Origin of the sequence: Gilliamella sp. W8128, from assembly GCF_016100545.1 — a bacterium.
Lineage (GTDB): Bacteria > Pseudomonadota > Gammaproteobacteria > Enterobacterales > Orbaceae > Gilliamella > Gilliamella apis.
On record NZ_JACFSE010000004.1, the window covers coordinates 26,419 to 46,664 of the forward strand.

19 protein-coding genes are annotated in these 20,246 nt (G+C 34.5%); 7 read left to right on the forward strand and 12 right to left on the reverse strand.

All coding sequences use genetic code 11. From position 1 onward, the window contains the following. Positions 1 to 61 precede the first annotated feature (61 nt). From leuB to H3U97_RS04755, 4 genes are all read left to right on the forward strand, one after another. Positions 62 to 1,141: a 3-isopropylmalate dehydrogenase gene (leuB, locus tag H3U97_RS04740; RefSeq protein ID WP_034902825.1), complete on the forward strand. Its 1,080-nt coding sequence runs from the start codon at positions 62 to 64 to the stop codon at positions 1,139 to 1,141. Between the two features lie 65 nt (positions 1,142 to 1,206). Next, on the forward strand, positions 1,207 to 2,616 hold the full coding sequence (leuC, locus tag H3U97_RS04745) for a 3-isopropylmalate dehydratase large subunit (protein ID WP_198198402.1): 1,410 nt from the start codon (positions 1,207 to 1,209) through the stop codon (positions 2,614 to 2,616). Between the two features lie 11 nt (positions 2,617 to 2,627). After that, positions 2,628 to 3,230, forward strand: coding sequence for a 3-isopropylmalate dehydratase small subunit (gene leuD / locus H3U97_RS04750; RefSeq protein ID WP_065651574.1), 603 nt, complete (start codon positions 2,628 to 2,630; stop codon positions 3,228 to 3,230). A gap of 39 nt (positions 3,231 to 3,269) precedes the next feature. Next, the gene (locus H3U97_RS04755; protein ID WP_198198403.1) at positions 3,270 to 4,034 is read left to right on the forward strand and encodes a class I SAM-dependent methyltransferase; all 765 of its coding nucleotides are present in this window, start codon (positions 3,270 to 3,272) and stop codon (positions 4,032 to 4,034) included. 38 nt (positions 4,035 to 4,072) lie between these two features. On the opposite strand, the gene H3U97_RS04760 is transcribed toward H3U97_RS04755, so the two are convergent. The 4 genes from H3U97_RS04760 to lptC are packed head-to-tail and all read right to left on the reverse strand — an operon-like array spanning position 4,073 to position 7,345. Continuing rightward, on the reverse strand, positions 4,073 to 5,488 hold the full coding sequence (locus H3U97_RS04760; RefSeq protein ID WP_198198497.1) for an RNA polymerase factor sigma-54: 1,416 nt from the start codon (positions 5,486 to 5,488) through the stop codon (positions 4,073 to 4,075). Positions 5,489 to 5,494: 6 nt separating this feature from the next. Next, positions 5,495 to 6,220: an LPS export ABC transporter ATP-binding protein gene (gene lptB / locus H3U97_RS04765; RefSeq protein ID WP_034902834.1), complete on the reverse strand. Its 726-nt coding sequence runs from the start codon at positions 6,218 to 6,220 to the stop codon at positions 5,495 to 5,497. Then, positions 6,221 to 6,775, reverse strand: a complete 555-nt coding sequence (gene lptA / locus H3U97_RS04770; RefSeq protein ID WP_081300035.1) for a lipopolysaccharide transport periplasmic protein LptA — start codon at positions 6,773 to 6,775, stop codon at positions 6,221 to 6,223. Between the two features lie 3 nt (positions 6,776 to 6,778). Then, the gene (gene lptC, locus H3U97_RS04775; RefSeq protein WP_034902838.1) at positions 6,779 to 7,345 is read right to left on the reverse strand and encodes an LPS export ABC transporter periplasmic protein LptC; all 567 of its coding nucleotides are present in this window, start codon (positions 7,343 to 7,345) and stop codon (positions 6,779 to 6,781) included. A gap of 412 nt (positions 7,346 to 7,757) precedes the next feature. On the opposite strand from lptC, the gene H3U97_RS04780 reads away from it, so the two are divergent. Then, on the forward strand, positions 7,758 to 8,351 hold the full coding sequence (locus H3U97_RS04780; RefSeq protein ID WP_086356869.1) for a CHAP domain-containing protein: 594 nt from the start codon (positions 7,758 to 7,760) through the stop codon (positions 8,349 to 8,351). Between the two features lie 94 nt (positions 8,352 to 8,445). Here H3U97_RS04780 and yccX read toward each other — a convergent pair whose 3' ends face one another. The 5 genes from yccX to manD form a co-directional block, all read right to left on the reverse strand. Then, positions 8,446 to 8,724: an acylphosphatase gene (yccX, locus tag H3U97_RS04785; RefSeq protein WP_065578099.1), complete on the reverse strand. Its 279-nt coding sequence runs from the start codon at positions 8,722 to 8,724 to the stop codon at positions 8,446 to 8,448. An 86-nt stretch (positions 8,725 to 8,810) separates the two neighbouring features. Further along, complete coding sequence (locus H3U97_RS04790) at positions 8,811 to 9,494, reverse strand: GntR family transcriptional regulator (protein ID WP_065578100.1); 684 nt, start codon at positions 9,492 to 9,494, stop codon at positions 8,811 to 8,813. A 184-nt stretch (positions 9,495 to 9,678) separates the two neighbouring features. Further along, positions 9,679 to 11,160 carry a mannitol dehydrogenase family protein gene (locus H3U97_RS04795; protein ID WP_198198404.1) on the reverse strand — a complete coding sequence of 494 codons (1,482 nt, stop codon included), beginning with the start codon at positions 11,158 to 11,160 and terminating at the stop codon, positions 9,679 to 9,681. 48 nt (positions 11,161 to 11,208) lie between these two features. Further along, complete coding sequence (locus H3U97_RS04800; protein WP_081300034.1) at positions 11,209 to 12,543, reverse strand: MFS transporter; 1,335 nt, start codon at positions 12,541 to 12,543, stop codon at positions 11,209 to 11,211. A 24-nt stretch (positions 12,544 to 12,567) separates the two neighbouring features. Further along, positions 12,568 to 13,782 carry a D-mannonate dehydratase ManD gene (gene manD / locus H3U97_RS04805; protein ID WP_034902860.1) on the reverse strand — a complete coding sequence of 405 codons (1,215 nt, stop codon included), beginning with the start codon at positions 13,780 to 13,782 and terminating at the stop codon, positions 12,568 to 12,570. Between the two features lie 308 nt (positions 13,783 to 14,090). Between manD and H3U97_RS04810 the strand changes: the two genes are divergently transcribed. Together H3U97_RS04810 and pabB are read left to right on the forward strand one after the other, a co-directional pair. Beyond that, positions 14,091 to 14,663, forward strand: a complete 573-nt coding sequence (locus H3U97_RS04810) for an aminodeoxychorismate/anthranilate synthase component II (RefSeq protein WP_065651581.1) — start codon at positions 14,091 to 14,093, stop codon at positions 14,661 to 14,663. A 1-nt stretch (position 14,664) separates the two neighbouring features. Then, positions 14,665 to 16,404, forward strand: a complete 1,740-nt coding sequence (gene pabB, locus H3U97_RS04815) for an aminodeoxychorismate synthase component I (protein WP_198198405.1) — start codon at positions 14,665 to 14,667, stop codon at positions 16,402 to 16,404. Between the two features lie 61 nt (positions 16,405 to 16,465). Here the strand turns inward: pabB and H3U97_RS04820 are convergent, their stop codons facing one another. The 3 genes from H3U97_RS04820 to H3U97_RS04830 are packed head-to-tail and all read right to left on the reverse strand — an operon-like array spanning position 16,466 to position 19,947. Then, positions 16,466 to 17,050 carry a membrane integrity-associated transporter subunit PqiC gene (locus H3U97_RS04820; protein WP_198191877.1) on the reverse strand — a complete coding sequence of 195 codons (585 nt, stop codon included), beginning with the start codon at positions 17,048 to 17,050 and terminating at the stop codon, positions 16,466 to 16,468. Next, a complete protein-coding gene (pqiB, locus tag H3U97_RS04825; protein ID WP_198198406.1) occupies positions 17,050 to 18,687 on the reverse strand; it encodes an intermembrane transport protein PqiB in 1,638 nt (545 codons plus the stop codon). Before pqiB ends, H3U97_RS04820 begins: the two co-directional genes overlap by 1 nt. Positions 18,688 to 18,702: 15 nt before the next feature. Further along, positions 18,703 to 19,947: a PqiA/YebS family transporter subunit gene (locus tag H3U97_RS04830; protein WP_165601682.1), complete on the reverse strand. Its 1,245-nt coding sequence runs from the start codon at positions 19,945 to 19,947 to the stop codon at positions 18,703 to 18,705. Between the last annotated feature and the right edge of the window lie 299 nt (positions 19,948 to 20,246).

The following is a 20,246-nucleotide window of genomic DNA, read 5'->3' on the forward strand; positions in this document are numbered from 1 at the left end:
TATTGTTTCGTTACTTAATAACGAAATATTTAAAATATAATTAGATTGTTAAGGAATAGATATGTCACAAAATTACCATATTGCAGTACTACCTGGTGACGGTATAGGCCCAGAAGTGATGAAACAAGCCTATAAAGTGTTAGAAGTTATTCGTCAAAAATATAACCTAGCCATTACAACAAGTGAATATGATGTGGGTGGTGCAGCAATTGATATTCACGGTTGCCCATTACCAAAAGAGACGTTAGAAGGATGTGAAAAAGCTGATGCTATCTTATTTGGCTCGGTTGGCGGTCCAAAATGGACCAATTTACCACCTGACCAACAACCTGAACGCGGTGCTCTATTACCATTACGCAAACATTTTAAATTATTTGCCAACATGCGCCCTGCTAGTTTATACCAAGGTTTAGAAGAGTTATGTCCGTTACGTGAAGATATCGCTAAACGTGGCTTTGATATTTTATGTATGCGTGAGTTAACTGGTGGTATCTATTTCGGTTTACCTAAGGGGCGTGAAGGAACTGGCCCTCAAGAGCGTGCTTTTGATACTGAAGTTTATCACCGTTTTGAAATTGAACGAATTGCCCGTATGGGATTTGAAGCAGCGAAAATCCGTCGCAAGAAAGTAACGTCAGTAGATAAAGCAAATGTTCTACAAACTTCTATTTTGTGGCGTGAAGTTGTAAGTGAAGTAGCTAAACAGTACCCAGATGTCACATTAGAGCATATGTATATTGATAATGCCACTATGCAATTAGTGAAAGATCCTGCGCAATTTGATGTATTACTTTGTTCTAACTTATTTGGTGATATCCTATCAGATGAATGCGCCATGATTACCGGCTCAATGGGAATGTTACCTTCTGCCAGTTTAAATGAAGATGGCTTTGGTTTATACGAACCTGCTGGTGGTAGTGCGCCTGACATTGCCGGTAAAAATATTGCTAATCCTGCTGCACAAATTTTATCATTAGCACTGTTAGTTCGTTATAGTTTAAAACGTGATGATATTGCTAAAGCTATTGAAAATGCAGTTAACAAAGCTTTAGAACAAGGTACTCGCACTATTGATCTTGCTCGTGGTGGTAGTTATGTTTCTACCGATGAAATGGGCGATACCATTTGTCGTTTAATTTAATTTTTAAAGTAAGGGTTAATCGATCGTATTAACCCTTTTGCAAGAATATTAAAGGAATATAAGCAATGTCTACAAAACCAAAAACATTGTATCAAAAATTATATGATGCACATGTTGTCTATGAAGCACCTAATGAAACCCCTATTTTGTATATCGACCGCCATTTGGTTCATGAAGTCACCTCTCCTCAAGCCTTTGATGGTTTACGAGCAATGAATCGTAAAGTCCGACAACCGCATAAAACCTTCGCCACCATGGATCACAACACCTCAACGAAAAGTAATGATTTAAGCGCTTGTAGTGAGATGGCACGAATTCAGCTAACCGAATTAGCTAAAAATGCAGAAGAGTTTGGCGTCTCTTTATACGGTTTACAAAGTCCATTACGAGGTATTGTGCATGTTGTTGGTCCTGAGCAAGGGATGACATTACCGGGTATGACGATAGTTTGTGGTGACTCACACACCGCAACACATGGCGCTTTTGGTGCATTAGCTTTTGGGATTGGGACATCGGAAGTTGAACACGTTTTAGCTACCCAAACATTGAAACAAGGTCGCGCTAAAACGATGAAAATCGAGGTCAAAGGTAAAGTCGCTGATGGCATTACCGCCAAAGATATTATTCTAGCGATCATTGGTAAAACAACCAGTGCTGGTGGTACAGGTCATGTCGTAGAATTTTGTGGCGAAGCAATTACTTCTTTGTCAATGGAAGGCCGAATGACATTATGTAATATGGCCATTGAAATGGGTGCCAAAGCTGGATTAGTTGCACCAGATGAAACCACATTTGAATATTTAAAAGGTCGTCAATTCTCACCTAAAGGAGAAGACTTTGAGCAAGCGGTTGCTTACTGGAAAACCTTAAAAACCGATGAAGGTGCACACTTTGATACCATTGTTACTTTGGAAGGTAAAGATATTGCGCCACAAGTAACTTGGGGAACTAATCCTGGTCAAGTAACCGCTATTGATTCTCAAGTACCAAATCCTCAAGATTTTTCCGATCCAATTGAAAAACATTCAGCTGAACGCGCATTAGCCTATATGGGGTTAACCGCGGGAACTAAAATGTCTGATATTAAGATCAATAAAGTGTTTATAGGATCTTGTACTAATTCCCGTATCGAAGATCTGCGTGCCGCTGCTGAAGTTGCCAAAGGTCGTAAAGTCGCCGATGGTGTTCAAGCTTTAGTCGTTCCGGGTTCCGGTCCGGTGCGTGAACAGGCAGAGGATGAAGGATTAGATAAGATTTTTATCGATGCCGGTTTTGAGTGGCGCTTACCAGGTTGCTCAATGTGTTTAGCGATGAATGATGATAAATTAGCACCGGGTGATCGCTGTGCATCTACCAGTAATCGTAATTTTGAAGGACGCCAAGGTCGTGATGCCAGAACGCATTTAGTTAGCCCGGCAATGGCAGCTGCGGCGGCTATTACTGGTCATTTTACTGATATTCGCAAACCATTTTAAGGAGACTTGTCATGGCAAAATTTACTACACATACTGGATTAGTCGTGCCTTTAGATGCTGCGAACGTCGATACCGATGCGATTATTCCTAAACAATTTTTACAAAAAGTTACTCGTACCGGATTTGGGCAACATGCATTTCATGAATGGCGATTTTTAGATGATGCTGGCAAACAACCTAATCCAGAATTTGTATTAAATAAACCTCGTTATAAAGGCGCGAGTATTTTATTAGCTCGTGAAAACTTTGGTTGTGGATCATCGCGTGAACATGCACCATGGGCATTAACCGACTATGGATTTAAAACTATTATTGGCTCGAGCTTTGCTGATATTTTCTATAATAACTCATTTAATAATCAACTATTATTAGTTAACTTGTCTGAAGAAGAAGTTGATGAGTTATTTAAATTGGTTGAAGCCAATGAGGGAATTGAATTCACCATCGATTTAGTAAATGAAATTGTGATCGCGGGTGATAAGCAATATTCATTTAAAATTGATGCCTTCAAACGCCACTGTTTATTAAATGGTTTAGACAATATAGGTTTAACCCTGCAACATGAAGATGCTATCAGCTCTTTTGAGCATAAAATTCCTACATTCTTAAATTAATTTATTTAGGCGCGTAAGCGCCTTGTATAGGAATAGTTAATGACAACCCATCACGATAAAGTAAATCAACAATTCGGCCAGCAAGCTAACGCCTACTTAACCAGTAAAGTTCATGCTCAAGGAGCGGATCTTGAATATCTAGCCAGCTTTTTAACTAATTATCCTAATGCTGAATTTTTAGATATGGGATGTGGCGCAGGCCATGTCAGTTTTATTGCAGCAAAACAGGTTAAACATGTCACAGCTTACGATCTATCGGAGCAAATGTTAGCAGTGGTAGAACAAACTGCGGATGAACGTAACTTAAAAAATATTACCACCGTGCATGGTTATGCTGAGCATCAACCATTTGACGATAACTATTTTGATATTGTCGTCAGTCGTTATTCTGCCCATCATTGGCAGGATGTGGGTAAAAGTTTGCGTGAATTACATCGAATTACCAAACCAAATGGTAAATTAATTATTATGGATGTGGTTTCGCCTGGTCAGCCTGTTTTAGATATTTGGTTACAAACGATTGAAGCACTACGTGACACTTCCCACGTACGCGACTATACGCCAGGCGAATGGCTGACATTTTTAAGCGAAGCTGGATTTACTATTGATAAGATTCAACGCCATCGTTTACCCTTGATTTTTGATAGTTGGATAAAACGTATGCGTACACCGAATAATTTAGTGGATGCAATAAGAACTTATCAAATAAGTGCGTCTCAAGATACAAAATCCTACTTCGAATTACAATCAGATGGTTCTTTTACCTCTGATATGATGATTATTGAAACGCAAAAAGTGATTTAGAAATTAATAGTAAAAGAATCGAAAACAGCCAATTATTATTAAAGCTGTTTGCGTTGATTTGAAGGTGGTATTGACAATGCCTCACGATATTTTGCTACCGTTCGCCGAGCAATAATTATGCCTTGATTTTCAAGGATTGAAACTAATTTGCTATCACTCAAAGGTTTTTTTGCATCTTCCTCGGAAATATATTTTTTAATTAATGCCCGAATGGCTGTCGATGATGCTTCGCCACCAGATTCAGTATTAACATGGCTTGAGAAAAAGAATTTTAACTCAAAGATGCCAGTTGGGCATTGTAAATACTTTTGTGTTGTTACTCGCGAGATAGTCGATTCATGCATATCAATTGCCTCGGCAACATCAGACAAAATCATTGGTTTCATATATTCAGCGCCATTTTCAAAAAAAGCTTGTTGATGCTCAACAATGAATTGACTCACTTTTAATAGTGTCTCATTACGATTTTCGACGCTTTTAATAAACCAATTTGCATCTTGCAAATGTGCGCGAATATATTGGCTATCGCTTTCATTACTAATTTTTTCCATTGCCGCATATTGTTGATTAATACGCAGAGTCGGAACAGTATCGTTATTTAATTCAGCAATCCATTTGCCATCAATCTTTTTTACCACAAGATCAGGAATAACATAATCCGGAGGTAAAGTATTGACCGAATCACCAGGATAAGGTTGTAAATGCTGGATAAAATTAATGGCTTCTTTTAACTGTTCATCGGTAGCATTTAAGCGTTTTTTCAATGTTCGATAATCATGATTTGCTAATAAATCTAAATAGTTATCAATAATCTGTTTAACTAATACCGGCGGAGTTAGATGCTGAGTTTGAATAGATAAACACTCTTTTAAGGATCTCGCTCCAACCCCAATTGGATCAAAATGCCAAATTCGCTTTAAAACAGCCTCAACCTCATCAAGTTCAATTTGACTATTACCTTGTTCTTCTAGAATTTCCTCAGTTGAAACGGTTAGGTAACCTCTATCATCAATTGCTTCAATAATCGATAACGCAATTGCACGATCAATGTCACTAAATGGTGTTAAATCTAATTGCCATTTTAAATAATCATGCAAGGTTTCATGCGTTTCACCTTGATAGATTGGTAATTCATCAGTACGATAATCTGAATAGGTTCCTGAGGGTGTACCTGCAGTATAAATATCATCTAATGAGGCATCTAACGGAATATCCTCGGGGATTTCTTGGCTATCCAATGCTTCACGGGTATCAATATTTTCGTTTAGTTCATCTTGTTCAACATTAACCTCATCATACTGATCGGCAATCTCTAATAATGGATTGTTTTCAAGTACAGTTTGAATTTCTTGACGTAATTCTAAAGTCGACAATTGCAACAATCGAATAGCTAATTGTAATTGTGGCGTCATTGACAACTGTTGTGAAACCTTCAGTTGTAAGCCTTGTTTTATCATAATCTATAATCTAAATTCATGTCCTAAATAAACACGTTTAACATAGTCATTATTTAATATACTGTCTGGTGTACCTTCAGCAATTAAATGTCCTTTATTCACTATATAGGCACGTTCACAAACATCAAGTGTTTCACGAACATTATGATCAGTAATCAGTACCCCTAAACCACGATCACGTAGATGTTTAATAATATTTTTAATATCAATAACCGAAATGGGATCTACACCAGCAAATGGTTCATCAAGTAAGATAAATTTAGGGTTTGCTGCCAATGCTCTAGCGATCTCAACTCGTCGTCGTTCGCCACCAGATAATGATTGACCAACATTGTCTCGGATATGGGTAATATGAAACTCTTCAAGTAGCTCTTCTGCTCGATTTATTTTTTCATTTTTATCAATATCATTACGCGTTTCTAAAATAGCCATAATATTATCAATAACTGAAAGTTTTCTAAATATTGACGCTTCTTGAGGCAAATAACCTATTCCTTTTTGCGCTCGCTCATGTAATGGCAAAATACTGATATCATGCTCATCAAGGTAGATTTTACCAGCATTTAAAGTCACAATGCCAACCACCATATAAAAAGTGGTAGTTTTACCAGCACCGTTAGGGCCAAGTAAACCAACAATTTCACCAGAGTTTACTGTTAAACTAACATCTTCAACAACTCGTCGTTTTTTATAAACTTTAGCAAGATTTTCCGCTTTTAAAATTGCCATTTATTTATTCATCTCTTTTACTTGACTTGGAATAATAGTGCTTTTTACCCGACCTTTTTTGCCTGGTTGTGCAACAATTTGCTGTTTTTTCACATCATAAGTAATGATTGAGCTACTGATATGATTATCTTGTTGAAATAGTTCTGCATTACCTTGTAATACTATGTTATTTTCCTTAACATTATAGATAACCTGTTGTGAATGACCGGTCACAATTTTATTATTTTGTGGAAGAATTTGTTTATATTTTACCGGTTTACCATATGCAGTTATTTTTTGTTTACTGGTGTCTTGCATATCAGTAATTACCACTTTATCTGCCCATATGGTCAAACCTTCTTGGATAATCTGGACATTCCCATTAAAAGTAATAATATTTTTTTCAATATCTATTTGCTGATTATCTGCATCAACTGTAATAGGTTTATTATCGACAAACATCTTTTGATCTTTTGAGGCAGATGAAGCGGCTTCATTAGGCTCATCAGCAAAACAAGCAAATGATGCACATAGCATAAAAAATAACGGAAAAAATTTCTGTTTTTTGGATCTCATTTTTTATTGAGCCTCACTATTATAAAAGGTTTTTATATTCTCAAGTATATTTGCCGTTTTTTCCCGTAAATTACCGATTAAACCCAAACCAGTTGAGAAAAAACCAACTCCCTTAATTTTTACTGGATCATCAGACGTTACCAGTTGTGTTGTTAAATCAACTACAGCATTATCGGTTAACACTTGTTGTAATTGCGATTCTGGGGTTAAATTTGTTAACACAACATCTTGATAAAGATAGATTAATTTATCATTAGTCAAGGTTGCACGTTTTGCTTTAATATGCCAAGTAGCCGCATGATCCTGATCGTAAAGTGTAACATTAGGTAAATCAAAATCAGTATTTTCATTATTATCAAAATGCTTTACTTTGCCAGATTCAATTTTATATACAATATTACCTGATAAATCATAGACATTGGTTATCATATCATCACTTTGATAAATTGGTGTTTCGGGCAGACTTGCGTTTGATGGCGTGCTCGACACCTCATCATCTTTTTGATAACTATAATAAACACCAATTATCAAAATAAGAAGTAAGAAACAGATTAAATTTTTTTTATTCATACTTTACGTTAATTACCTTTATAAGATTAATCAATAACGCAGGCACACTATTATGACAAATCATCTAAATATTAGCTCATTTTACTTTATTTTTTATTAAATTAATATCTGACATTGCAAGAAGTTAAATGACATTCTGATAATGATTGATAAACATTAGTATTAATAAGATAACGGTCTCAAAGCATCTTAATAGATGCGTTTTACAGTGTTTAATAATGAATACATAACAATGAGCTTTTCTTTTAATTTAAATAAAATATTATGTTTTAATTGAAAATTTAATTGCTCAGATATAGCAATTAATATATACATTTCTTAGTAATAAATAACTATTATAATTAATTTTTAGGTCTAAAATTTAGACATAATCACCTAATAAGGATAAAAAAAATATCAATAGGAAATCAATATGTTATTTAGATTAAAAAACAGTCTCTATTTATTAATTGTTTTATTCATGCTGGAAGTAGGTAGTTTTTATCATTATGCTTATGCTGATTTAAATGTTAATGAGAGTAAAATTGGCACGGTCATCGACGAGTTTAATGGTGTTAAAGTCTACTATAATGGCAATATCAATCATGTTAGTAGTCGCAATGTAGCTAAAGATGGTTATAATTTAGGTCTTAAATATCAATGTGTTGAATTCATTAAACGCTACTATTACGAACGTTTCAATCATAAAATGCCAGATAGTTATGGCCATGCAAAAGATTTTTTCGATGATTCCATTCCTGACGGTAAAATAAATACCAGACGTAATTTACTTCAGTTCCATAATGGATCAACCACTAAACCGAAAGTAGAAGATATTATCGTGTTGGGATGGTCTCAATATGGCCATGTTGCTATTATCAGTAAAGTTAGCGACAACGAGATCGAAATTGTTCAGCAAAATCCAGGCCCTAACGCAAATAGCCGAGTAACTTTTCCGTTAATTTATAAAGATGGATTATGGAAAATCGAAGGTTATCGTGTTTTCGGCTATTTGCGTAAACGTTAAATATTAATTAAATAATGCTTTATAAATATTAGCCATATATCATAGCGTTGATTAGCCAACTAGTTATTATTGCAAAAACCTATAATTTATAAAGTTAATATTTGATATGAAAACCGACTAACTGGCTTTCAGGAATTAATTCCATAACATTCACTGCAGTTATACGGGCTGAAACTGGCCCGCCCTGTTCAAGCCATTGTATTAATTTAGCGATTGATATGTTATCCCCTTGTATGACTATTTCTACATCACCATTATCTAAATTTTTAACATAACCAACTAAACCTAGTTTGGTCGCTTGTTGATAAGTAAAGAAACGAAAACCAACGCCCTGTACACGACCACACACTCGAATTTTAACTTGTCGTATCATAATAGAAAGTCTCAATTATTATTTATAGTGATTAATCTCATTATAAATATATTTTTTATAACTTAATCTTATTATTTACTAATAAGCTAATCAACAAACCAATCATTCCGTTGTTGTGACACTATTTTTATTGTGTGTAAAATAGTAGATAGATGTTCATGCAGCGCCAATGCCGCCATTTCCGGATCATGTTTTTTTAGTGCAATAACGATTTTTTCATGCTGCTTGACTAAATCCTCTGGTGGAGATATATCTTCTAAGGTGAGATATCGAACTCTGTCCATCATTGCCTTGATATTTTCGACAGTTTCCCAAGCCATTGGACAATCGATAACATTCATTATAATTTGGTGAAATTCGTCATCTTTTTCCAAAAAAGCGCGAATATCTTTACGGTTATTGGCATCTACCTGTTCGGCAAGATTTTTATCCAATAATACCAGATCAGCACTGGTTATTTCTTGCGCAACCCGTTTGATAATTGCACACTCAACAGCTTCACGAATAAATTGCCCATCAATCACTTTTTTAATCGAGATTTTTGTTACAAATGTACCTCGCTGTGGCAGAATTTTAACTAATCCTGCTTCGGCTAATTTGATAAATGCTTCACGGACTGGTTGGCGTGATACATTGAATTGACTTGAGATCTCTTTTTCAGAAAGTAGAACTCCCGGTAACACCTGACATGTAATAATCGCCCTTCTTAATGCGCGATAAACCTGCTGATTAACCGGTTCAGAAATATTTAATTCAATAAGTTTAAACATATACCATTTTTATGTAATCAATTAATTACAATAAATAGTAGGTGATTTTTAAATATAAGAAAAGTTTTTTTAAAAAATACTATATATATTAAATAACTAGAATGATGATTATAGAAGGTGTAATGACTTAAATAAGCTATTACACCTTAGTTATTATCAATTATTGTTAGTTTCATTTATAGTGCTAAAAAAGTTCAGTTAAATTTTTAACTGTCTGTTTAGCACCTAAATCTCGTAATGACAGATAGGCATTTGTTACCTTATCGACAAAAAGTTGATTATGTGGCAAGTCACTACCAAACACATGAGTTAAAGACAATAACGCTTTTACTCTATTTTCATCATCGGCACTATTTGCGACAAGATCGGTTATTTGCATAATTGACGGATCACTCACTTCAATAGCTTTACCCGCATCATCAACCCCACTAACGTAGCGCATCCAAGCTGCTACCCCTAAAGCAAGACAATCAAATGCAGTATTATCAGCTAAGTGATAACGAATTGAATCAAGCATTCGTTGGGGTAACTTCAATGTCCCATCCATTGCAATTTGCCATGTCCGATGTTTTAAACCAGTATTTCGATAACGATCAAGTAGAGATTCAGCATAAGCAGGTAGATCAACATCTTTAACTCGCAACGTCGTTGCTTGTTCATTTAGCATTAAATGCCTAGCAGCTTTAACATAATTAGCATCCTGCATACATTCATCAATATGTAAATAACCAGCTAGATAGCCTAAATATGCAAAAAATGAATGGCTACCATTTAACATGCGTAACTTCATTTCTTCATATGGCAATACATCATTAACTAATTCTGCACCCGCTTTTTGCCATTGAGGGCGACCTGCCACAAAATTATCCTCAATAACCCATTGTCTAAATGGTTCGCCGGCAATACCGGCGGGATCATCAATACCACCTAGTTGTTTATTTATTTTTGCCATAGTTTCTGGCGTTGCGGCTGGTACGATTCGGTCAACCATTGTAGATGGAAACGTCACATTATCATCAATCCATTGGGCTAAATCAGAATCTCGTTGTTTAGCCAGTGCTAAAACAACATTACGAGTAACATGACCATTTTCAGGCATATTGTCACAAGACATCACCGTGAAAGGTTTTAATCCCTGCTCTTTACGTAAACGTAACGCTTCAACAATGACACCCGGAACGGATTTAGGTGCATGAGGATTGGCAATATCATGACTAATTAATGGATTATTGGTATCAATTGATGCTGTCGATGGCAGATAACAATAACCTTTTTCGGTTACCGTTATTGACACAATCGCAATTTCTGGACGGGTCATCACATCTAAGACTTTTTGTATTCCATCAATATCTGCATGTAATGCTTCTTTTGCAACGCCTACAACACGAGTATTCCAGTTATCATAGGACATTTCACATACACTAAATAAGCAATCTTGTTGTTTTAAATCTTGGATTTGTGCTTCACCACCAATCAAGTTAACTTCACAGTATCCCCAATCGCTATCATGCTGTGCAGCTAGTATATCCGTATAAACTGCTTGATGAGCTCGATGAAAAGCACCAAAACCAAGATGAACAATTTTGGTTTTAATTTTGCTTCTATCATAAGTTGGAACAACTACCTCCTTAGGTAGTTGTGATAAAGTTTGATTTGATAATCTCATAAAAATCTCTGATTAATAATTAATTGAAATAATCATTATTTTGTCGTTTTATTTTCCAACCCATTGTTGGTATTCTTTATTAATTTTATTAGGTGCTGTTTCTGGCAATAACGCAATACCAATAACTGATAAAATACCTAATGTACCAACATATAAGGCTAAACCAGAATAATGTCCACTACACATTTGTAAAATCTTAACCGCACAAAGCCCCAAAATTCCACTGCCAATTAATGAGCCAACCTGCCATATCAACGCAATACCACTACAACGAATTGCGGTTGGAAATAATTCAGGGAAGAATGAAGCTTGTGGCGCATAACACATAGCATGCCCAATAGGTAAAACGATTATCATTGCCAACTGAATTAAAATATAATTCTGTGTATTGATCATTAAGAAAAATGGAACAATAAAAATTACTTGCAGAAGAGCGCCAAGTATATAGACTCTTTTTCTTCCCCATTTATCCGATAAAGCGCCCATTAATGGGATAGTAAAAATCTCGATGACTACAGCAACAATTATTGCATCTAATACATAACTTTTATTAAATTGATTTACATTTACATAGGCCAAAACAATCACTGTAAACATAGCAAATGAACATGCTTCAATTAGTTTTGCGCCAACCCCTTTAGCAACAATCCCCGGATAATTTTTCATAACATCTTTCAGTGGCATTGAAGATTCAACAGCTTTAGTTTGTCTAATTTTTTCAAAAACTGGTGATTCGTCAATACGTAATCGGATAAATAATCCCAATATTACCAAAAGTAAACTTAATAAAAATGGTATTCTCCAACCAAAATCAAGCATTTGTTCTTCTGAAAGTAATGATGTTAATAAAGCAAAAAGTGCTGAAGGTAACAAAAAACCAAGTGGTGCGCCTATTTGTACCCAACTAGAGAAAAATCCGCGCTTTTTAGGTGGAGAATATTCCGCTGTCATCAACACAGCACCAGCTTGTTCACCACCGACACCAAATCCTTGCAAAACTCTAATTAAAATTAGAATTACAGGTGCCCACCAACCAATTGATGCATAAGTAGGTAATAAACCAATAACGAATGTTCCTAATCCAACAATTAAAATAGTAATGACTAACGCTTTTTTTCTTCCTACTTTATCGCCCATATGACCAAAAACAATACCACCAATAGGTCTTGCAAAAAAACCTACGGCATAAGTAGCAAATGCAGCAAGAGTACTAATAAAAGGATCATTACTAGGAAAGAACAGTTGACCAAAAAAGAGTACCGCTGCAGTCCCATATGCAAAAAAATCATAATATTCTGCAGCGGTTCCAATTGATGATGCAACAGCTACACGTCTTATGATATTTCGTTTTTCTTTTTCTTCTATTGTTTCTAAAGTTGACATATTAATTTCCTTAATTTTTTCTAGTTACCAATTCCACAATGTGCCATCTTCTAGACGAGCAATTGGCAAATAAGCAGGATTGTATGGATATTTTGCAGCAAGTTTTTCATCAAAATCGATTCCTAATCCAGGTTTGTCACTTGGATGCATATAACCATCATTAAAGGTCCAATTAGGCGAGAAAACTTCTAACATCTGTTCGGAATAACCCATAAATTCTTGTACACCAAAGTTAGGTACCCACATATCAAAATGCAGAGCTGCTGCATGACAAATTGGCGATAAATCAGATGGACCATGTGAACCTGTTCTAACTTGATAAAGTGCCGCAAAATCAGCAATCCGGCGCATATGTGTAATACCACCAGCATGAGTTATGGTGGTTCGAATATAATCAATCAGTTGTTCTTCAATTAACTGTTTACAATCCCAAATGCTATTGAATACTTCACCGACAGCAATTGGTGTTACGGTATGTTGACGAATTAAACGGAAGCACTCTTGATTTTCTGCAGGTGTCGGATCTTCCATCCAAAATAGACGATAGTCTTCAATACTTTTGCCAAATCGAGCTGCTTCTATTGGCGTTAAACGATGATGCATGTCATGCAATAGATGTTCATTAAAACCAAATTTATTTCTTACTGCTTCAAATAATTTTGGCGTGAAATCAAGGTATTTGTCGGTTGCCCAAAATTGCTCTTCTGGATAATTACCTCGAGTAGCCGGCTCATAAGCTAAATTTTTACCTTTACTTTGACCGTAAGTGGTCTTCATTCCCGGTATGCCACACTGAACACGAATGGCTTTAAAACCCATTTCCTTATGTTTAGCATAATCGTCTAGCGCTTCTTCAATATCTTTACCAGTGGTATGGCAATAAACCATGACACCAGTACGTGAAGCTCCACCCAATAATTGATAAAGTGGCATATTGGCTACTTTACCTTTGATATCCCATAACGCCATATCAATTGCTGATATCGCTGACATGGTCACTGGCCCTCGACGCCAATAAGCACCTTTATAGAAATATTGAAATATATCTTCAATTTGACTAGCATCTCGACCGATTAACTGTGGACAAAGATGATCTTTGAGATATGATGCGACAGATAGCTCTCGTCCGTTGAGTGTCGCATCACCAACTCCATATACGCCTGAATCTGTAGTGATTTTTAATGTGACAAAGTTCCTTCCTGGACTACACACAAAAACTTCTGCTTTTACGATTTTCATTTAATACCTCTGAAAAATGATTAACGAACAAACTTTAATCTGAATAATACTACCATACAAGTAGATTAGATTATTAATGTGATATGGATCACATTAATATTAACTTTATGAGAAATAAGTAATAAAAAACCCCGCTCCTCAAATTTTGGAAAATTTTTGAGGAACAGGGTTTTTAAATGTCTAATATAGTCTTAGATAGTTTTTTAATAAGTAATTAATTACTTTATATAGCATCGCTTTTTATAATAGAATCACCAGTCACTCGTTAAAACCTCCTTTTTTATAATTATTAAGCATTGGGTACTACTTTGATTCTTCTAATTGATAATTACGATTCTTTTACTTTTAATATCTATGATTACCTTTGTCGTGCTGGTGCCGAAGTTATGGTCATCAAAAATGATGAAAAGTCTATTGATGAATTAAAGCAATTATCGTTTTCCAAAATGGTCATTTCTCCTGGGCCGGGAATACCCGATAATGCCGGAATATCATTATCGGCGATCAATTGTTTTGCTAATCACTGCCCAATCCTTGGCATTTGTTTAGGTCATCAAGCGATTGCACAATATTTTGGTTATAGCATTGTTAAAGCCCCAGTACCAATGCATGGTAAAATTGATGAAATTACTCATGATGAGCAAGGCTTGTTTGTCGGGATTAAAAATCCACTATCTGTTGTAAGGTATCATTCTCTAATTGCCCAAACTAATTTGCCATCAAATGAATTACCTTTAATAGTCACCGCTAAAAATAGGCAAGGATTAATTATGGGATTACGCCATAAAACACTGCCAATTGAATCGGTACAATTTCACCCTGAAGCAATTAAGACAGAATTTGGTTTAAAAATAATTAGCAACTTTGTTAATGGTAATTAAAATGAAAATTTATATCGATTTTGAAGGTGAACGTAAATGTTTTTGTGATCCAATCAAAATTATAAAATCAAACGATTATAGATCTATTAAACAGCTCATTGATGAGATAGAAAACTTCACGAATAAAGGTTATTACGCTTGTGGCTATCTTGCTTATGAAAGTGCTATGGGATTTAGTGAAAGCAATAAAACCAAAATTATAAAAAGTTCAAATCATGATTTACCATTACTTTTATTTGGTATTTTTGATAATTATACGAGTGAGCCGATTCCAGATTCAGATCACTTTTCACCACTATCTTTAAAGCTATCTTGCGATACTGATATTAACGAATATCAACAAAAAATTGATTATATTCACTCGCAAATTGAATTAGGTAATACTTACCAAACCAATTATACCATTCAATTTAGTGCACCATTTAATAGTAATCCTTTAGATTATTATCACTTTCTACAAAAAAATAATCTTGCCAATTATTGTGCCTATATAGAATTTGAAAATTATCATATCTTATCTATCTCTCCTGAGCTATTTTTTAAATTAGAAGATAAAACTATCACAACAAAACCAATGAAAGGTACTACCGCCCGAGGATTGACGACACAGCAAGATAAACAACAAATAGCATTATTGAAATCAGAAAAAAATCTTGCAGAGAATATGATGATTGTTGATTTACTGCGTAATGATTTAAGCAAAATTTCAGAACCTGGTTCGGTAAACGTTCCACATTTATTTACCGCAGAAAAATATCCAACGGTATGGCAACTCACCTCAACTATTCAAGGAGTAGTAAAAGATAATATTAACCTGTATCAACTACTGCAAGCACTGTTCCCATGTGGCTCAATCACTGGAGCGCCTAAAGCAAGTACCATGCAAATTATTAGTAATATTGAGAATTCAGCTCGTGGCGTATATTGTGGTTCAATTGGTTATATTGAACCTTTTATGAAAAAGGCGATATTTAATATTCCAATACGTACCTTAACCATTAATAATCAACAGTTAAATTATGGTGTTGGCGGAGGTATTACCTGGGATTCAAGCGCCGATGATGAATATAATGAAGTCTTAGCGAAAACAGCTATTTTGCATAGAACTTTATCTATGCCTGAATATATTATTGAAACTTTATTGCTAGAAAATGGAGAGTTTTTGTTACTTAATGCACATTTGGACAGATTGAACGACTCAACGCAATATTTTGATTTTACATGTGATATTGAAACAATCAAACAGACATTAACCAAGTTAGCAAAAAATTATCCATTAGGAAAATATAAAGTCAGACTTTTGCAATCAAAATCTGGACAATCAGAAATAAGTATAGATTTGCTTACCACCTCAATGGTGATTGATAATATAGCTTTTGCGCCTAAATGTGTCGATAAACACAATGTTTTCCTCTATCATAAAACAACCAATCGGCAACATTTTCCTCAATTGACGATTGGTCAAGAATTCATCAATTATAATCAAAATGATGAAATAACCGAGTTTGTTAATGGTAATATCGCTTTATTAATTAATAATGAGTGGATAACGCCTGCCATTACATCAGGATTATTAGCTGGCACAATGCGACAACATTATTTAAATCAGCATAAATTAATTGAGAAAACGATTAACAAAAAAGATATTTTACTGGCCGACAAAATAGCATTTATTAATAGTGTTCGTGGTTGGATTGAGATTGATGAGCAGGTATTTAGTGAATTGAAAAAACAGTTATGATAATTTGAAATCAAATACTGATAACATTCCGCCATTATATCGGCGGAATGTAAAACAATAACTAATATTTGATTGAATTTGCAAATTCAAACTCTTCATCTTGCCAACCTTGCGATAAGGCTTTTACCAGTGCATCATAGCCATTTGTTGCCAACGGAACACTGCGATCAATAAATTTAGTCCTAATTTGTCCTTTATTATCTGTCACTACCCAGCGTCCTTTTATCACTGCATCTCCATTATAACTACCATGGAAACCATCAATAAAAAGCTTAATTGTTAAGGTCGGTGTAGTAATAGATTTGGTTGAAACTAAATAATTAGGTAAAAGTTGGGTTAGATCCTGCGATAATCGATCTGCAAATTGTTGAGACAGTGTCGATGCCCATAAATTATTGGTTGCTGTGACATATTTTATATCTTGTGTTTGTAAAACAATACCTGATTTATTTAAAAAACTAGCTACTTCAATAGACTCAATCCAAATAAACTTATTGGTCGAGCGAGTCGTCATTGAATCAGCATTAATTAAATTACTTGTTAATTGAAAATAATTTTTTTCTGGAGTATTCGACGAACAGCCTACCATTACCGTTAATAATGCTATCAATAGTGTAATTTTAAAGCTTCGAATCAATTTCAACATTATTTGTTTCCTCTAGCTTTTGGTTCTTGATCTGTTTTGTTTGGTGCAGAAAAGATCAATGAGTTACTTTTATTGTTTAGCGTATGGAGTAAAGGTGTTAATTCATCCATCATTTGCTGAATTTTTTGTAAGCTTTCATTCATTTGTGTATTAAGTTGTGAACCTGGTTGTATTCCTTTCATCGCTTCATTTAACGAACGCATAGCTTTTTGTAAATCTTTCGGCATATTTTGCATCTCTTTGCTTGCCATAATTTGATTGATGGTATTCATTAAGCGTTCACTGGATTGTAAAGATTTATTAAATTGTTCCATAGTATTGGTGACTGGTAAATTATTAAAATTATCTAATAATTGCAGTATTTTTGCTTGAATTTGCGCAAATCCAGTTGATGTAGATTCAATCGTATCGTACCCATATTGTTTAGCCAATTTAGTATCATATTTGTCTTTTAACTCTGGATAAAAATCTAAATCAATATAGAGCGCCCCTGTAAACATATTTGAAGTCTTTAATGATGCTCGCAAACCATTTTTTTGCTCATTTATAATTAAATTAGCAATATCTATCTTATCTTCTACCAATTCAGCTAATCTGTCAGGTTCGATTTTGATTAGTATCGGTACTCTTTGATTAAGGATTGATCTTTCTTGCAACATTTCTGTGGTATAAAACGGCACTTTACTTACTGTACCGAGTCTTATGCCATGATATTCAACTGGCGCACCTTCGGTCAAGCCAGAGATTGAATCATTAAGCATGATAATAAATTCCTTATAATCGGTATATTGGGAATCTTGAATTGATTTTCTATCTTCATATAACTTATATACATCATGTTGTTTAGCAGGTTGTCCCAATTTAGCGCCATCAGGTAAATCAAAGCTGATACCGCCTGACATTAGAACATCTAAAGAAGGCACATCTAAGCTGGCACCACGAGAAGATAGCGATAAATTGATTCCCCCCTCTTTCCAAAACCGTACATTTTCAGTTACTAATGCATCATAAGGCTTGGTAATGAAAATTTGATACTTCATTTTTCGTGCTTCAACATCAAATTCGGATGTCTCAACATTACCGACATGATAGCCGCGAAACATTACTTTAGCGCCACGGGGCACAACACCACTTTGATCACTATCTAAATTTAAACGAATTCCTTTTATGCTTGGATCGGATAATGGCGGTGTATCAGACAGTACAAATGGATTGTTTTTAAAGCTATGAGTATCATTACCGGAAACGAGTTCAATATAAACACCGGATAAAATAGTACCTAGCCCTGTTACACCATCACGGCCAATTTCAGGTTTAACTACCCAAAATATCGAATCATTTTTCAATAGTGGATTCATATCGTTATAAATTCTACCTTTAATTACGACTTGTTTGTAATCATCAGATAATGTCACTTCATCAACAATACCAACATCAACACTACGATTTTTTATAACTGTTTTACCGGCCACAATACCACTTGCATCTTTAGCTAATAAGGTAAAAGGAGTACCTCGATCAGTAAAATGAGCATAGATAATCCATAAACCAACAACTGCGGTAACTATGGGAATAATCCATATTGCTGAAATTGCTCTAATTTTAATTATTTTTGCTAACTTACTTGAGCTTGCCATATTATTCCTATTATTTTATTTTCTAGTTGGTATTCGATCCCATAGCAAACGTGGATCAAATTTTTGGGATGCAATCATTGTAATGATAACAACAGTGGCGAAAAAACTTACCCCTATATCAGGATATACGCCCATCATCTGTTGATTTCTTACCAAAGAACACACGACCGAAACCACAAAGATATCAATCATTGACCATTTACCAATAAATTCAACAGCATTATATAATTTCTTCATTTTTAGACAATTACGTTTTTTCTTATGCTTAACTGCCAAAGCAAAATAACAGAGCAAACTAAGTGAAATAATTTTTAAAATGGGGATAACCACGCTAGCAGCAAAAATAATTAACGCTACCGGTACATCACCAGCTTGCCACATATAAATAACGCCATCCATAATCGTCGAACTTGAAGGTGACCCAAATACTTCAGTAATCATGATGCCAAATAAATTAGCGGGTATATAAATAATCAGTGAAGTGACTAATAGTGCAATCGTCCACTGTATTTTATCCCTTCCTCTAAGTTGGCTTTTTTGTTTACATCTTGGGCATTTAGCATACTCAGTAGGAACCATTGCATGACAACAACTACACAATTTTATATTTTGATAAATTCCTGTTTTACCCACTTGTAACGGTTTTAAGGTAAAATTATTACGATGGATTTCATTCCATATTTTTCCTGGTGTAAAAATAACTAATGCTTTGATATAAAAGAAAACAAACAAACAAAACGCCCAAAATGTTCCTGTAACACCAAGGCTGCCATAACTCATTAATTTAACAAAACTAACTAAAATTCCTGTCAAAAATATTTCAGGCATACACCAATGCTGAAATTTTTCATACACGATCAAGAGATCTCTTTTTCGATATTTAGTCAGTTTTATTTTGCAACAAAGCAATACAATAATAGATAAATTGAGTAATGGAAAAACGAGCACAAATAGAACAAATAGTGCGGAAATATAGCTATATCTATCAAAAAAAAGTGTTTTAGGTATATCCAAAACACTTACGCCATTAATATTACCAACTAAATTAATATCAATAAATACAAAACCACAAGCGACAACAAGCATAATTAATGAACAAAATGCATACATTGCCGCACGAAATTTCATATTGTTCTGATTTTTAAACAATGTCGTACCACAGCGAGGACAAGTTGCTTTATGACCAATTGCAACATCTGTTAATTCGATAACCAAATCACAATGGGAACACAATACATAATCTTGATTATCAACAGTCATTATTTTCCTTTATTTGATAGTGTATTAATTAGTTAAGATGTTTTTGATTAGCATAACGTTTAGGTATAAAAAATTGCCAATATTTGTTAAACGATTATGTTATGGGGTAATTAATTTAATACATCAATAATGGCCAACAGCTTTTGAGGTTAATCATACCAAATGCTTCTTTTTTATGAAAGTATAACCTAATTAAATTAGCATAATTTGATTATTATCATTTTTCCAAATGACAATATGAAGATCGTTATTCTAAATAACGCTTAAGATAACGTTTAATTAATTGAATAGCGGGATTT